This is a genomic window from Lysobacter sp. DMC97, from assembly GCF_056313745.1.
The window spans coordinates 699631-714326 of record NZ_JBQUZR010000001.1; the positions used below are offsets into that span (position 1 = coordinate 699631).

Sequence of the window (14696 nt, forward strand, 5' to 3'; positions counted from 1 at the left end):
CCTTGCGGACCGCCGATCAGAACAGCCGGATCGTCAGCGGGTAGCGGTAGGTCTCGCCGTCGTAGGCCTTCACCGACGCGACGATGGTGAACACCAGCCAGGCGATGGCCAGGCCGATCCACAGCGGCACGGCGATGATCAGCCCCAGGCCGAGGGTGAACACGACCAGCAGGATGCTGGCGACGGCGTACAGGAACATGCTGAAGTTGAAGTTCAGCGCTTCCTTGGCGTGCGTCGCCGCGAACGCGGACCGGTCACGGACCAGCAGCCACACGACGAACGCGGCCACTGCGCCGGCGACGCCCGCGAACCACGACGTCGCGAGCGCGGCCACGAGCGCCGCGACGTGCGCGGCCGCGGCGAGGGTGCGGTCGTTCGAGGCCAGTCCGGCGGGGGTGTCGACGGCCGGCATGTCGACGGCAGGCGCGGCGTCGTGGGACAGGGTGTCGTTCATGGGAACTCCTCGCGGGGCCACCCCCGCCGGTCGCTGCCGGAAACGTCCGGCGCAGGCACAGGATGGGGCTTGCGCGCGGCCGGACAAGCCAACGAAAGACACCCTGCCGGAGGCCATGCTGCCGAACGTCACGCCCGCAGCAGGCCGTCCAGCGGACGCACCGCGCGGCTGTCGGGGAACACCCGCGTTTCCAGCACCGATTCCGGCACCGCCAGATGCCCGGCCAGCACCGCCTTGAACACCGCGCGGAGATCGGTGGTCGGGCGCAGATCGCGACCTTCGTTCAGCGCCGCCTGCGACAGCCCCGGCCAGTCGCCGGCGATGCGGCCGCCGCGCACGGCGCCGCCGGCCAGCAGCGCCATGCCGCCGACGCCGTGGTCGGTGCCGGCGGTGCCGTTGGCAGCGGCCGTGCGGCCGAATTCGGTGACGACGACGACGACGCTGCGCGCCCAATCGCCGCCCATGCCCTCGCGGTAGGCGCGCAGGCCGGCGTCGAGCTCGGCGAACTTGCGCTCCAGCGTCGCCTGCTGGCCGCGGTGCGTGTCCCAGCCGGTGTCCTCGACGAAGCCGATCCGCGCCGCGTCCGCCCCCTGCATGCGCCGCGCCGCGGCGGCCATCGCGTCGGGCAGGCGGAACGCGCCGCGGCTGTCGCCGGCGGCGTCCATGCCGGCCTCGGCCATGGCGTCGGCGAACATCGACGCGAGCCGCGGATCGGCGGCGTACAGCGGCTGCAACTGCTGCATCAACGCGTCCGGCACCGGGCGCGGCAACGGCGGCGACCAGATCCCGGCGCGGGTCGAACCGCGCATCGCCAGCGGCATCACCTGCGCGATCGCCACGCCTTCGTCGGCGGTCATCGCGCCGATGCAGCGACCGATCCAGCCGTCGCGCGCGCCGCCGGGCGCGGCGGTGCCGTTCTCCAGACAGTCCTGCGCATCGAAATGCGAGCGCTGGTGGTACGGCGGCGCCACCGCCACGATCGGCAACAGCTCGCGCTGCGCGTACAGGCCGTGCGCGAACGGCAGCTTCGGATGCAGGCCGAAATGGCCGTCCAGCGGCAATGCGTCGGTCACCGCCAGCGCGCCGCGCAGGCGGCGGTAGTCGGCGTCGTCCGATGGCGGCAGCAGGTGCAGGCCATCCATCGCACCGCGCAGCAGCACGACGAGCATCCGCGTCTGCGCGCCGCCGGTCGCCGCGGGCGACAGGCCCGGCCACAGCGTCAGCGCCGCGCTGCCGCCGAGCGCGGCGAGGAAACGGCGACGGGTCAGGTGGAAATCGGTCACGGCCATCACACCCTCCACTGGAACGCAGGGCTGGAGAACAACAGGGCGAAGCCTTCCTGCGGCGAACCGGCGCGACGCAGCGCTTCGCCCAGCGGGCCCTGCGCCGCAGCGTCGCCGAGCACGTCGCGGGCGAGATCGAGCGGCCGCTGCGCCGACGCCACCTGCGAGGACAGCGCGGTCGCCGCCTGCAAGCGCTTGCGCAGCGCATCGCCGCTGGCCCAGTCGGCCGCGGTGTCGGGGAAGCCCGCCGGCGAGCGCGGCGTGAACCCGGGTTGCCCCAGCGCGCCGAGCAGCCGCAGCAGCACGCGCGGATCGCGCTCCAGCGCGATGCCGCCGGCGCGCATCGCCGAGATCACGAAATCCTCCGGCGTCTTGAACTTGCGCGCATCGGCCGACCACGCCGCGTCGTCGTCGATCATCGCCGCGTAAAGCGCGGTCAGTTCGCCGCCGCTGCGCAGGTAGGCCGCGGCCATGCGCTCGACCAGCGCCGGCGGCGGCACGTCGGCGACGAAATGCCGGGCAAGCTTGAAACTCAGGTGTTTCGCGGTGGACGGATGCAGCGCGAGGTCGCGCAGGATCGCCCGCCCCTGCGCCTCGCCGTCCTCGACATAGCGCCGGCCGAGCACGCTGCGCGTGCCGGGCTCGTGCGCGATCGGGCGGAACACGAATGCACTGCCGCCGCCACGCCCGGCATCGCGCGGCAGCGGCGTGCCCCAGCCGGTGATCGCCTTCGCCAGTTCCAGCACGTCCTGCTGCGCGTAACCGCCGTTCACGCCGAGCGTGTGCAGTTCGAGGATCTCGCGGGCGAGGTTTTCGTTGAGGCCGAGCTTGCGCTTGCCGTCGCGTCGCGCGGCACGGTGCGCCAGCATCGAGTCGTCGCCGATCGACGCCGCGTTGTCGAGGTACAGCAGCATGCCGGGATGCGTTTCCACCGCCAGCAGCAGGTCGGCGAAGCGCCCGGTGACGTGCGGCCGGATCGCCTCGCGCTCCATCGGCGCGGCGAGCAGGCGCGCCTGGTTCTTGTCGATCGAGATCGCGAAATGGTTCGACCAGAAATGCACGAGACGCTCGACGAACGGCGCATCGGTGTCCGCGGCCACGCGATAGCGCAGCGCGAGATCGGCGAAGGCGTCGCGACGGATCGCCTGCTGCAGCGGCGTGCGCTCGCGTTCCGGCACCCGCGCATCGGCGTCGGTCGCGACGGGCGCGGCTTCGGTCGCGTTGCGCTGCTTCGGCGGACGCGTCTGCTTGCGCTCGCGCCGGTATTCGTTCTGGCGACGCAGTACCGTCGCGCTGTCGGGAAGATTCGCGAACGGCGCCAGCGCCGGACCACGCCGCAGCTGCGCATGCAGCCAATCGCGTGCGTCGCGCGCCTGCGCCAGTTCGCCGGGCGTGGCGCCCAGCCCGAATCGGTTGACCGCCGCGGTCGCTTGCCCGATGCCCATCGCGTGCTCCATCGCCGGAAGACGCGAATGGAAACGCCTCGCGGCGCCGCGGGTTGACCGCCGGACGAAAAAACGCCCCCGGCGCAGCGCGCCGGAGGCGTTTCGGGACGATCGCGGTGCGCCGGATTACTTGATAAGGCGAAGCGCGAACGGATAGCGGTAGGTCTCGCCGTTGTTGGCCTTCAGGCCGCCGATGATGCACATCACCAGGTTGCCGATGCCGACGAGGGTCGGCAGGAAGAACAGCAGGCCGAGGCTGACGATGGTGAGGATGAAGCTGACGACGAAGGCGATCGTCACCGTGATCTGGAAGTTCAGCGCTTCCTTCGCCTGGTCGGTGACGAAACCCTTGTTGGCGTCGTCCTTGCTCATCAGCCAGATCACCAGCGGACCGATGAACCAGGTGAGGATGCCCAGCAGGTGCGCGATCAGTGCGAGGGTGCGCTGATCCTGGGGCGCGGAGCCCTGTGCGGCGGTGTCGTTGGTATCGGTCATGTGGCTACTCCCCGGAGATGGATGTGGATGGTCTGGTACAGGAACAGGATCCCGCCGGCATGTGACCGGCAGGCGCGCCTAAGATAACAGCAACGTCAAACCGAGCCGGCGACGGTCATCCGGCCGATGAGAATCGATCCCGTGCGCAGATGGGAGCGCGGATCGACGTCGTCGCCGATGGCCTCGATCCCGGCCAGCATGGTCCGCAGGTTGCCGGCGATGGTCAGGCCGTCCACCGGATACGCGATGGCGCCGTTCTCGACGTAGAACCCGGCCGCGCCGCGCGAATAGTCGCCGGTGGTGGCGTTCACGCCCTGCCCCATCAGCTCGGTCACCAGCAGGCCGGTGCCCATGCCGCGGACGAGGTCGTCGAGGCCGCCCGCGTTCGCGGCGACCTCCAGGTTGAACACGCCGCCCGCGTTGCCGGTGGTTTCCAGCCCCAGCCGGCGCGCGGAATAACTGCCGAGCACGTAGCGTTGCAGCACGCCGTCGCGGACGAGGTCGGCCTCGCGGGTGGCGACGCCCTCGGCGTCGAACGCGGACGAGCGCAGGCCGCGCATCAGGAACGGGCGCTCGCGGATCGCGCACCAGTCCGGCAGCACGCGCGTGCCGACGCTGTCCAGCAGGAAGCTGGCGCCGCGGTACAGCGCCTGGCCGGAGACGGCGGCGACCAGATGGTTGATCAGCGAGCGCGCGACCTGCGCCTGGAACAGCACCGGCATGTCGGCGGTCGGCAGCGTGCGCGGATCGAGCCGCGCCAGCACGCGTTCGGCGGCGCGGCGGCCCACGGCCTCGGGCGCCTCCAGATCCTCGCGGGCCAGCGCGACGGTGAACCACTGGTCGCGCTGCATGGCGTCGCCGCGGCCGCCGATCAGCCCGCAGACGATGCTGTGCTGGGTGTCGCGCTCGCGGCCGAGGAAGCCGTGCGAATTGGCGTAGACGCCGATCGAGCGGCTGGTCGCGACCGAGGCGCCGTCGGAATTGGCGATGCGCGGGTCCGCGTCGCGGCCGGCAGCTTCGCAGGCCAGCGCCAGGTCGACCGCGTCGTCGGCTTCGAGGTCCCACGGATGCCAGGCGTCGAACTCGCGAAGGTCGGTCGCCATGCGGTCGGCGTCGGCGAGGCCGGCCGCGGGGTCCTGCTCGGTGTGGCGGGCGATGGCGCAGGCCATGGCGACGGTGGCGTCGAGACTGTCGGGGCGCAGGTCGGCGGTGCTGGCGCTGCCCTTGCGTCCGTCGAAATAGACGGTGATGGCGATCGAGCGGTCGCGGGTGGATTCGACGCTTTCCACCGCGCCCATGCGCACGCTGACGTCCAGTCCGCGGTCCTCGTCGCAGCGGACCTCGGCCTGGTCGGCGCCCTGCACCCGGGCGCGGGCGAGCAGGTCGCGGGCCAGGTCGGACAGGCGATCCAGGCGGTCCTGGCTGTCGTCGGCGACGGGAGCGGCGGAAGCGATGACGTTCAATGCTTTATCCTGTGGCGATGAGAGGCAAAGATCCCGAAACCGGCGACTTCCTGTCCCCCAGCCGCAGCCAGCAGCGGCGGGAGGCGTTGGAGGTGCTCGAACTGGCGCGGCAGTTGTCGCTGCTGACACCGCAGCAGCTGTCGAAGCTGCCGCTGCCCGACCGTCTGGTCCCGCACATCGACGAGACCCGGCGCATCACGTCGCACGTCGCGCACAAGCGCCAGCTGCAGTATCTGGCGAAACAGATGCGGCGGGAAGACGACGCGACGCTGGAAGCGATCCGCGACGCGCTGGACGCCAACGGCCAGGCCGGGCGCGTCGAAGCGGCGCTGCTGCATCGCGCCGAGGCTTGGCGCGAGCGCCTGATCGCCGACGGCGACGCCGCGCTGGCCGAATTCCTCGCCGAATACCCGCACGCGGACCGCCAGCACCTGCGCCAGCTCGCGCGCAACGCGCACGAGGAACGGCTGAAGAACAAGCCGCCGCACGCCTACCGCGAACTGTTCCGCGAACTGCGCGACCTGTTCGAGACGCAGGCCGACGACGGCGACGATCAAGGCGACGAAGCCGGTTTCGACGGCGACGACGCGGACGCCGACGAGACCTGAGCGCATGGGCCGCGCCGGTCCGATGCCGCCTGACCTGCTGCAGGCCGTGCGTTGGCGGGAACGGCTGATCGCGGAGGGGTTCGACGCCCTGCCCGCCTTCCTCGAAGCGCATCCCGGCGCCGATCGCGACACGCTCAAGCGCATGATCCAGAAGGCGCGCGCCATGCGGCACAAGCACGGGACCCCGCGGTTCCTGCTGCGGTACATCCGCGCACTCGAAATCCGCGCACTGGAATGCGTGACGTCAACGCCATCCGCGGACGCCGCCGCCGATCACGCCTTGGTCCCGCCCACCGTCAGCCGGTCGATCAGCAGCGACGGCTGACCCACGCCGACCGGCACACTCTGGCCGTTCTTGCCGCAGGTGCCGACGCCCTCGTCGAGTTCCAGGTCGTGGCCGATCATGGTCACCCGCTGCATCGTCTCCGGGCCGTTGCCGATCAACGTCGCGCCCTTCACCGGCGCGGTGATGCGGCCGTCCTCGATCAGGTAGGCCTCGGTCGCCGAGAACACGTACTTGCCGCTGGTGATGTCGACCTGGCCGCCGCCGAAATTCACCGCGTACAGGCCCTTCTTCACCGAGCGGATCATGTCCTCGGGATCGTCCTGCCCGGCCAGCATGTAGGTGTTGGTCATCCGCGGCATGACCGTGTGCGCGAAGGACTCGCGGCGGCCGTTGCCGGTCGGCGCCACGCCCGTCAGCCGCGCGTTGTGGGTGTCCTGCATGTAGCCGACCAGCACGCCGTCCTCGATCAGCGTGGTGCACGCCGTGGGCGTGCCTTCGTCATCGACCGTGAGCGAACCGCGCCGGCCCGGCAGCGTGCCGTCGTCGACGATGGTGACGCCCCGCGACGCGACGCGCTGGCCCATGCGGCCGGCGTAGGTCGACGTGCCCTTGCGGTTGAAGTCGCCTTCCAGGCCGTGGCCGACGGCTTCGTGCAGCAGCACGCCCGGCCAGCCGTGGCCGAGCACCACCGGCATGGTGCCGGCCGGCGCGTCGACGGCTTCGAGATTCACCAGTGCCTGCCGCAGCGCTTCGCGTGCGCAGCGCTCGGGACGATCGCCGGCCAGCAGGTCGTCGTAGCCGTAGCGCCCGCCGTAGCCCACCGACGCCGATTCGCGGCGACCGTTACGTTCGACGATCACCTGCACGTTGAAGCGCACCAGCGGACGCACGTCGCCGGCGGTCACGCCGTCGCTGCGCGCGACGAACATCGTGTCCATCGAGGCGCTCAGCGACACCGTCACCTGGCGCACGCGCGGATCGGCCGCGCGCAGGAGGCGGTCGACGCGGCGCATCGCGTCGAGCTTGTCGGCGTTGGCGAAGGCGTCGATCGGATCGTGCCCCGGATACAGCGCCGCCGGCGCGGTCATGCGTGCCAGCGCCTGCGGCGCGCGGGCATCGCCTTCGCGCGCGATCGCGCGCGCCGAGCGCGCGGCGGCCAGCAGCGCATCGGCGTGCACTTCGTCGGAATACGCGAACCCGGTCTTCTCGCCGGAGATCGCGCGCACGCCCACGCCCTGGTCGATCGAATGCGCACCGTCCTTGACGATGCCGTCCTCCATCGTCCAGCTCTCGCGGCGCGAATGCTGGAAATACAGGTCGCCGAAGTCGATGCCCGGCCCCATCAGCTGGCCGAACGCGCGGTCCAGGCCGGCGAGATCGAGCCCGGCGGGGGACAGCAGTCGGGATTCGGAAAGCGACGTGGCGGCGAGGTCGGTCATGCGGGCGTCGGGGAGAGTGGAAACAGGGAGATGGTCACGCGATGCCGCGGGATCAAGTCGCACGATGCACGATCGCGCGACCGAAGGGAAAGGCGTCCGCGGCGCGCGCTGGTCGCAGCGCGCTGGCGGTCATCGCTGCGCCCCACGCGCGGCCGTCCCGGAGGAGGCCGAGGCAGGCGGCCGTTCGACGACCTCCACCTTCGGGTCCTTCCACGGCCCGGTGACGCGGTAGTTCTTGGACGCGGCCTGGCCCAGCGGTTTCTGCAGCACCGCATTCGCCACCGCGCCCACCGCCGCGCCCACGGGGCCGCCGGCGATGGCGCCGACCGCGGCCAGCAGGTTGCCGGCCTTGGGCACGACTTCGATGGTCTGGTCGAAGGTCTGCGCGCGCAGGTTGGCCGCGCCGCGGATGTTGATGCGCGCCGCCGGGCCGTCGATGGCGAGATCGTCGCTGCGCGCGCTGCCGCCGTCGAACTTCACGTGGCCGCCGAGGGTGTTGAAGGCGAACCCCTTCGAGAAGAAGTCGCGGAAATCGAGCGTGAGCCGCCGCGGCAGCTGGGCCAGGCTGAGCAGGCCGAGCACGCGGCCGGTGCCGCCCGGCTCCACTTCCACCAGCCGGCCGTCGCGCACGTCGATGGTCAGTTCGCCGTCGAGCGCGCCGAGCTGGAAGTTCATCGGCGTGCCCGGCCACTGCGCGGCGAACCGCACCTGGCCCTTGCCCGCGCCGATGCGCCCGCTCAGGCCGAGATCGCCGAGGAAGTCGCCGAAGTCCTCACTGGCGACGTGCGCGTCGATCCGCGTCCGCGATGCCGCGCCACGACCGCTCCACTCGCCGGTGGCGTCGATCTTCCGCTTCGGTCCGCGGGTCTGGAGCTGCTGCACGTCCATGCCGGTGGCGGTGGGACGCGAGCGGAACTGCGCCTCGCCCAGCACCGCCCCGCCGATGCGCAGGTCGTCCACGCGCAGCGCGATCGCCGGGATCTTCGCCGGGTCGAAGCTGCCGTCGGCGACGGGCGCCGCAGCCGGTGCCGTCGCCACGCCGCCCGGCGCGGCGCGCCAGTGGGCGCGCTGCAGGCGCCCGGAGATCGTGCCGGCGCCGGTGTCGGGGATGGTCACCGCGCCGGCCAGCGCGGCGCCGTCGATCTGCGCCGACAGGCCGCCGGCCACCGGCGCGATCTGCAAGCGCGTGTCGGGGAAATCGCCGCCGAGCAGTTGCAGGTGATCGGCCATCACGTCGGCACGCCGCAGCGCCAGCCGGCCATTGCCGCCGTCGCCCTCGGTCAGCGCGATCCAGCCGATGGCGTCGAGCGTGGGCGCGCGGCCGCCGAGCACCAGCCCGGACGCCGGCGGCGCTTCGGCCACGCGGTCGCTGCCGAACGCGGCCCGGATGCCGAGCTGGCCCTGTCCCTGGCGCACGCGCAGCGCCAGCCGCTGGCCGAAGGCGAGCGCCAGTTCGCCGCGACCGATCGGCAGCGGCAGGTCCAGCGTGGTCGGCAGGGCGACACCGGCCGGCTTGTCCATCGGCGCGGGCAGGTCGAACGCCGTGCCGACGAGGTCGGAGCGGAGTTGCAGGTGCGTGATCTGGGACGACACGCCCGGCGATGCGGCGGTCCGGGTCGTCGCGGTCGGCGAGGCGCCGCCGCTCCCGGCCGGGATCGCGATGCCCGCCGTCCAGCGCGAGCGCCCGCGCACGTGCGGCCGCAGCCAGGCGAGGTCGGGCACGCGCGCCAGCAGGTCGTCGCTGGTCATCGAGGCCTCGAGTTCGGCCTCGAAGCCCTGCCGCCGGTCGCGCACGTGGCCGGGGCCGGCGCGCAGCGAAAGCTTGCCGTCCTGGCGGTCGTACTGCGCGCGCAGGCCGTCGGCGGTGAAACCGGCCTCGTCGTAACGCGCCTTGCCGGTGACGCCGGCGAAGGCCAGCTTCCACTCGGATTCGGCCAGCCGCGCGCCGCGCAGCTCCACCGACCCGTCGATCTTCGGCTTGTGCGGCTGCGGGCCGTGCAGCGGCATCACGAAGTTGAAATCGGCCGCCGCCGGGCCCGCGGCGGACAGCGTCGCGAGCACCTTGCCGTGCTCGCGACGCAGCGGGCTCTCGCGCAGCAGCGACAGCAGGCGCCCGGCGTCGGTCTCGCTGCGCGCGCGGATGTCGAGCTGGCCGCCGGCGTAATCGGGAATGCCGGCGCTGAACTCGCGGATGCCGACCTCGCCCAGCACCGCCTTGCCGGCGACCCGGAAGCCGTTGTCGACGAAGGCGATGTCGGCGTCCATGTCGGCGGTCGTCGGCCAGTCGCCGGCGAACTTCACGTGCATGTCCTGCAGCGTGGCGCGGGCGTCGAACACGCCCTTCGGCGGCGCGCCGTCGATCGACTTGAACGGCCAGTCGTCGAGTTCGCCGGCGACCACCGCGCGGCCGTCGCGCACCTGCCCGGCCACCAGCGCATCGTCCAGCCAGTGCACCAGCGACGGCGCCATCGTGAACTTCGGCCAGAAGCGCTTGGCCACCGGCGCCTGGGCGTCATCGAGATCGGCGACGAGATCGATCCGCGGCCGCGTGCCGTCGCCCTGGAACCACAGGCCGCCGCGGGCATCGACGCCGTAGCCGTCGCCGTCCAGCCGCAGCGCCGGGGTCTCGACGCGCCAGCCGCGGTCCTCGTCGCGCCAGGCCACGACCTCGCCGCGGAGGCCGACGACGTGGGTCGCGCCGAAACCGGTGGGCCAGTCGAAACGCAGCTTCGTCGCCGGATCGAAGGTGAAGGCGAAACCGTCGCCGTCGCCGTGCAGGCGGCCGGCGAGGTCGGCGATGCCCGGCGAGTTGCCGACCGGCGCGAAGCCCAGCGCGCGCACGCGTGCGGCGGCCTGCATCGTCCCGCCGCGCGTGCCGGCGACGCGGACCTGTTCCAGCACCGCGCCCGGACGCGCCGCGACCAGCCAGCGCCGAAGCTTCGGCGGCATGCGGTCGCTCAGCGCGAACACCGCGAACAGCGGGCCGGCGTCGATACGGTCGGCGCGCAGGCCGTACTCGCGGCCGCCGGCGATCGCCAGGCCGTCCAGCACCTGCGACCGGTTGCCGGCATCGGCTTCGACCCGCAGGCTCGGCGCATCCAGCCGCCAGCCGCCGTCGCGGCTGCGCCAGTGCGCGACCGTCTTCAATCGTGCGAATTCCACGACCGGCTGCGTGGCGGACGCACCGGCCGGGGCATCGGCGAAGGCCGCGCCGCGCAGGCGCAGGCGGCGCAGGTCGCCATCGACCGCGATCGCCGCGACCTGGCGGTGGCGCAGCGTCGCCCACAGTTCGGCGCGACCGCTGCCGCCGGTCACGGTCACGCCGCCGACCTTCAGCAGCGGCGACCAGTCGGCCAGTTCGCTGTCGCGGGCCGCGGCGTAGAGCTGGCCGTCGCCGCGCTCGCGGTCGAAATCCAGCACGAAGTCGACCGGCGCGGCGTCCGTGCGCATGCGCGCGCGCAGGCCGCTGCGCAGGTGCTTGCCCTGCACCTGCAGGCGCACGTCGACGTGCGGCACCGTGGTCTCGATGCCCAGCGACGGCGCCGAGATGCCGAGCTTCGCGTCGATCACCTGCAGCTCGCCCAGCCCTTCCAGCGCGCTCAGCGGATCGCCGCCCTGCGCCTGCCCGGGCAGGCCGCGCACCTGCCAGCGGCCGTCGTCGGCACGTTCCAGCGTGAGCGCGAGATGGTGCACGCGCAGTTCGGTGAACGAGCGCCCCGGCAGCAGGCCGGCGTACTGCGAGACCAGGATCTCGGCGGCGCCGATCGAGACGGCGTTCGGGCCATCGCCCACGCGCAGTCCGTCCAGCCGCAGCAGCGGGCCGCGCCGCGTCCACGCGGTGTCGAGGCGATCGAAGCGGACGGTCCGCCCGGCGCGAGCGCTCAGCCATTCGGCGATGCGGTCGGGATGGCGTTCCGCCAGCGGCAGCAACTGGCTGAGGATGGCCGCACTCAGCGCCATCAGCACGATCGAGACCGCGACGACGTACCACAGCCCGCGGCGCGCCAGACGCAGGCGGCGGCGCAGCGACGCCGGCATCAGGCCGGCACCCCGCGCGACCGCGCGCGATCAGAGCAGCACGACATCGAACTGCTCCTGGGTGTACTGCTCGTCCGCCTGGAAGCGGATGGACTTGCCGAGGAATTCCTCCAGTTCGGCCACCGCGGGCGATTCCTCCTCGGTGATGCGCGCGACGACTTTCGGCGAGGCGATCACCAGCAGGCGCGCGGCCTCGAACTGGCGCACCGCACGGGTGATCTCGCGGAAGATCTCGTAGGTCACGGTCTCGGCGGTCTTCAGCGTGCCGCGGCCGCCGCATTCATGGCAGGGTTCGCTGAGCTGGCGCTGCAGGCTCTCCACCGTGCGCTTGCGGGTCATCTCCACCAGGCCCAGCGGCGAGAAGTCGTACACCGTGGTCTTGGCGTGGTCGCGCGCCAGCGATTTCTCCAGCGTGCGCAGCACCTGGCGACGATGCTCGGGATCGATCATGTCGATGAAGTCGATGATGATGATGCCGCCGAGGTTGCGCAGGCGCAGTTGCCGCGCCACCGCCTGCGCCGCTTCGAGGTTGGTGCGGTAAACGGTTTCCTCGAGGTTGCGTTGACCGAGGAACGAACCGGTGTTGACGTCGATCGTGGTCATCGCCTCGGTCTGGTCGATGACGAGGTAGCCGCCGGACTTCAGCGGCACTTCCTTGTCCAGCGCGCGCTGGATCTCGTCCTCGACGCCGTACAGGTCGAACACCGGGCGCTGGCCACTGTAGGGCTCGATCTTCTCGGCGAGGCCGGGCATGAACTTCGCCGCGAACGTGCGCAGCTTCTCGCAGGTCTCGCGCGAATCGACCTTCACCTTCTCGACGTCGCGGCGCATCAGGTCGCGCACCGCGCGCATCGGCAGGCTGAGGTCCTCGTACACGCAGCGGCCGATGCCGACCGTGCGCACGTTCTGCTCAATCAGCGCCCAGGCACGGGCGAGATAGGCGATGTCCTCGGCCAGCGCTTCCGCGGGCTGGCCTTCGGCATTCGTGCGCACGATGTAGCCGTGCGGCGCACCGGCGTTGTGGGTGGACACCAGCGTCTTCAGCCGCAGGCGTTCGACTTCGTCCTCGATGCGCGAGGACACGCCGATCACGCGCGAATGCGGCAGCAGCACGAGGTAGCGCGAAGGGATGCTGATCTGCGTCGTCAGCCGCGCGCCCTTGCTGCCGATCGGATCCTTCACCACCTGGACCACGATCTCCTGGCCTTCGCGCAGCAGTTCGGTGATCGGCGGCACCACCTGCGGCGCGACCGCCGGGGCCGGCGCGACCACCGCGACGGCGGCGGCTTCCGCATCGCCATCGACCGCGGTTTCCAGCGCCGTTTCCAGCGCGGCGTCGGCCGGCGCCACGCTGGCGCGGACGATGTCGTTGGCGTGCAGGAACGCCGCGCGGTCCAGGCCGATCTCCACGAACGCGGCCTGCATGCCGGGCATGACCCTCTGCACCCGGCCCTTGTAGATGTTGCCCACCACGCCGCGACGCCAGCCGCGTTCGATGTGGAGTTCCTGGAGCATGCCGTTCTCGACCACCGCGACACGGGTCTCGCGCGGGGTGACGTTGATCAGGATCTCCTCGCTCATCGCGCCGCCTCCGTCGTGCGGCGCGTGGGCGCCAGGCCGATGCCGCGCAGCAGCCCGGCGGTTTCGTGCAGCGGCAGCCCCATCACGCCCGAGTAGCTGCCGGACAGGTGCGCGATGAACACCTGCGCGCGGCCCTGGATGCCGTAGGCGCCGGCCTTGCCGGCCCACTCGCCGGTGGCGAGGTAGTCCGCGATGTCGTCCTCCCCCAGCGGCGCGAAGCGAACGTCGGACACCGACACCGCCTGCAGCTCGCGGCCGGCATCGACCACCGAAACCGCCGAGATCACCGCATGCGTGCGACCCGACAGGCTGCGCAGCATCTCCGCGGCCTCGTCGGCGTCGGCGGGCTTCCCGTAGATGCGGCCGTCGAGCACCACTTCGGTGTCGGCGCCCAGCACCACCGCGCCCGGCTGGCCGATCACCTGCAGCAAGCCGGCGCCGGCCTTCTCGCGTGCGACGCGGCGCACGTAGTCGTCGGGGGATTCCGACGGCCCCGGCGTTTCGGGCAGGTCGAGGTCGAGGATGCCGAAGTCGTGGCCGAGCAGCGCCAGCAGTTCGCGACGGCGTGGGGATTTCGAGGCGAGATGCAACATCCGGCTAGGATACCCTGCTGAATGCCCGCCCCCGGAAGGGTCGGGACGGAACCCCGACCAAGCTCACAGTGCGTTCACCCGCCCACCGGGACCATCCTGCCGTCCCGACCCGACAAGGAATCCCCCATGCACGTCCGTCGCACCACGCCGCTCCGCCCCACTTCGACGCCGCGCCGCTTCGCCGCCGCCCTCGCCTTCCTCCTGCTCTCGGGTCTCGCCATGACCGCCTCCGCCGAATCGTCCCCCGCCGCCGAACGCGGTACCCTGCTCTCGGTCAGCGCCGAGGCCCACGCCAGCCGCACGCCGGACGTGGCGACGATCTCCGCCGGCGTGGTCACCCAGTCGACGGACGCCAACACCGCGATGCGCGCCAACGCCGTGCAGATGGACAAGGTCATGGCCGCCATCCGCGCCGCCGGCATCGCCGAGCGCGACGTGCAGACCGCCGGCATCAGCATCAACCCGCAGTACCGCTACGCCGAGAACCAGGCCCCGGCGATCACCGGCTACCAGGCCAGCAACACCGTCAACGTGAAGGTCCGCGACATCGCGAAGCTGGGCAAGGTGCTGGACGCGCTGGTGGCGAACGGCGCCAACCAGATCAACGGCCCGACCTTCGAGATCGACGAACCCGAGGCCGTCTACGACGAGGCCCGCCGCGCTGCGCTGAAGAAGGCGCAGGCCCGCGCCGAACTCTATGCCGCCGCGCTGGGCAAGCGCGTGAAGCGCATCGTCAGCGTCGCCGAAGGCGGCAGCGGCGGCCTGCCGGGTCCGATGCCGCGGATGAAGATGGCGATGGTCGGCGCGGCCGACACCGCCGTGTCCCCGGGCGAAACCTCGCTGTCGATCACGCTGGACGTGGTGTTCGAACTGACCGACTGATCCGCGCGGCACCGCCGCATCGTGCAATCCACCCGACACCCGCCGCCCGGCGGGTGTCGGCGTTTCCGGCCACGGAAACGCGGCCCGAAAAAATTTCTTCGGCAGGCAACCCCGCGGCGGCACCTGCCC

General features: G+C 72.0%; 12 protein-coding genes. 3 read left to right on the forward strand and 9 right to left on the reverse strand.

Going from position 1 to position 14696, the window contains the following annotated elements; all coding sequences use genetic code 11:
• Positions 1-16: 16 nt before the first annotated feature.
• The 5 genes from ACT53Q_RS02695 to pmbA all read right to left on the reverse strand — a co-directional run bounded on the left by ACT53Q_RS02695 (position 17) and on the right by pmbA (position 5140).
• On the reverse strand, positions 17-454 hold the full coding sequence (locus ACT53Q_RS02695; protein WP_476185091.1) for a DUF4870 domain-containing protein: 438 nt from the start codon (positions 452-454) through the stop codon (positions 17-19).
• Between the two features lie 128 nt (positions 455-582).
• The gene (locus ACT53Q_RS02700) at positions 583-1743 is read right to left on the reverse strand and encodes a DUF1501 domain-containing protein (RefSeq protein WP_476185092.1); all 1161 of its coding nucleotides are present in this window, start codon (positions 1741-1743) and stop codon (positions 583-585) included.
• Positions 1743-3182: a DUF1800 domain-containing protein gene (locus tag ACT53Q_RS02705; protein ID WP_476185093.1), complete on the reverse strand. Its 1440-nt coding sequence runs from the start codon at positions 3180-3182 to the stop codon at positions 1743-1745. The genes ACT53Q_RS02700 and ACT53Q_RS02705 overlap by 1 nt, the downstream gene beginning before the upstream one ends.
• A 126-nt stretch (positions 3183-3308) precedes the next feature.
• Complete coding sequence (locus tag ACT53Q_RS02710) at positions 3309-3677, reverse strand: DUF4870 domain-containing protein (RefSeq protein ID WP_476185094.1); 369 nt, start codon at positions 3675-3677, stop codon at positions 3309-3311.
• Positions 3678-3772: 95 nt separating this feature from the next.
• On the reverse strand, positions 3773-5140 hold the full coding sequence (gene pmbA / locus ACT53Q_RS02715; RefSeq protein ID WP_476185095.1) for a metalloprotease PmbA: 1368 nt from the start codon (positions 5138-5140) through the stop codon (positions 3773-3775).
• Positions 5141-5157: 17 nt separating this feature from the next.
• Between pmbA and yjgA the strand changes: the two genes are divergently transcribed.
• Together yjgA and ACT53Q_RS02725 are read left to right on the forward strand one after the other, a co-directional pair.
• On the forward strand, positions 5158-5748 hold the full coding sequence (gene yjgA / locus ACT53Q_RS02720) for a ribosome biogenesis factor YjgA (RefSeq protein ID WP_476185096.1): 591 nt from the start codon (positions 5158-5160) through the stop codon (positions 5746-5748).
• Between the two features lie 4 nt (positions 5749-5752).
• A complete protein-coding gene (locus ACT53Q_RS02725) occupies positions 5753-6073 on the forward strand; it encodes a dual-action ribosomal maturation protein DarP (RefSeq protein ID WP_476185097.1) in 321 nt (106 codons plus the stop codon).
• Here the strand turns inward: ACT53Q_RS02725 and tldD are convergent.
• The 4 genes from tldD to ACT53Q_RS02745 all read right to left on the reverse strand — a co-directional run bounded on the left by tldD (position 6022) and on the right by ACT53Q_RS02745 (position 13685).
• Positions 6022-7473, reverse strand: a complete 1452-nt coding sequence (gene tldD / locus ACT53Q_RS02730) for a metalloprotease TldD (RefSeq protein WP_476185098.1) — start codon at positions 7471-7473, stop codon at positions 6022-6024. The genes ACT53Q_RS02725 and tldD overlap by 52 nt on opposite strands.
• Positions 7474-7602: 129 nt before the next feature.
• Positions 7603-11511 carry a YhdP family protein gene (locus ACT53Q_RS02735; protein ID WP_476185099.1) on the reverse strand — a complete coding sequence of 1303 codons (3909 nt, stop codon included), beginning with the start codon at positions 11509-11511 and terminating at the stop codon, positions 7603-7605.
• 30 nt (positions 11512-11541) lie between these two features.
• Positions 11542-13092, reverse strand: a complete 1551-nt coding sequence (locus tag ACT53Q_RS02740) for an Rne/Rng family ribonuclease (RefSeq protein ID WP_476185100.1) — start codon at positions 13090-13092, stop codon at positions 11542-11544.
• A complete protein-coding gene (locus ACT53Q_RS02745; protein ID WP_476185101.1) occupies positions 13089-13685 on the reverse strand; it encodes a Maf family protein in 597 nt (198 codons plus the stop codon). The genes ACT53Q_RS02740 and ACT53Q_RS02745 overlap by 4 nt, the downstream gene beginning before the upstream one ends.
• Positions 13686-13811: 126 nt before the next feature.
• Here ACT53Q_RS02745 and ACT53Q_RS02750 point away from each other — a divergent pair, with 126 nt between their 5' ends.
• Positions 13812-14567, forward strand: a complete 756-nt coding sequence (locus ACT53Q_RS02750) for an SIMPL domain-containing protein (RefSeq protein WP_476185102.1) — start codon at positions 13812-13814, stop codon at positions 14565-14567.
• Positions 14568-14696: the final 129 nt, after the last annotated feature.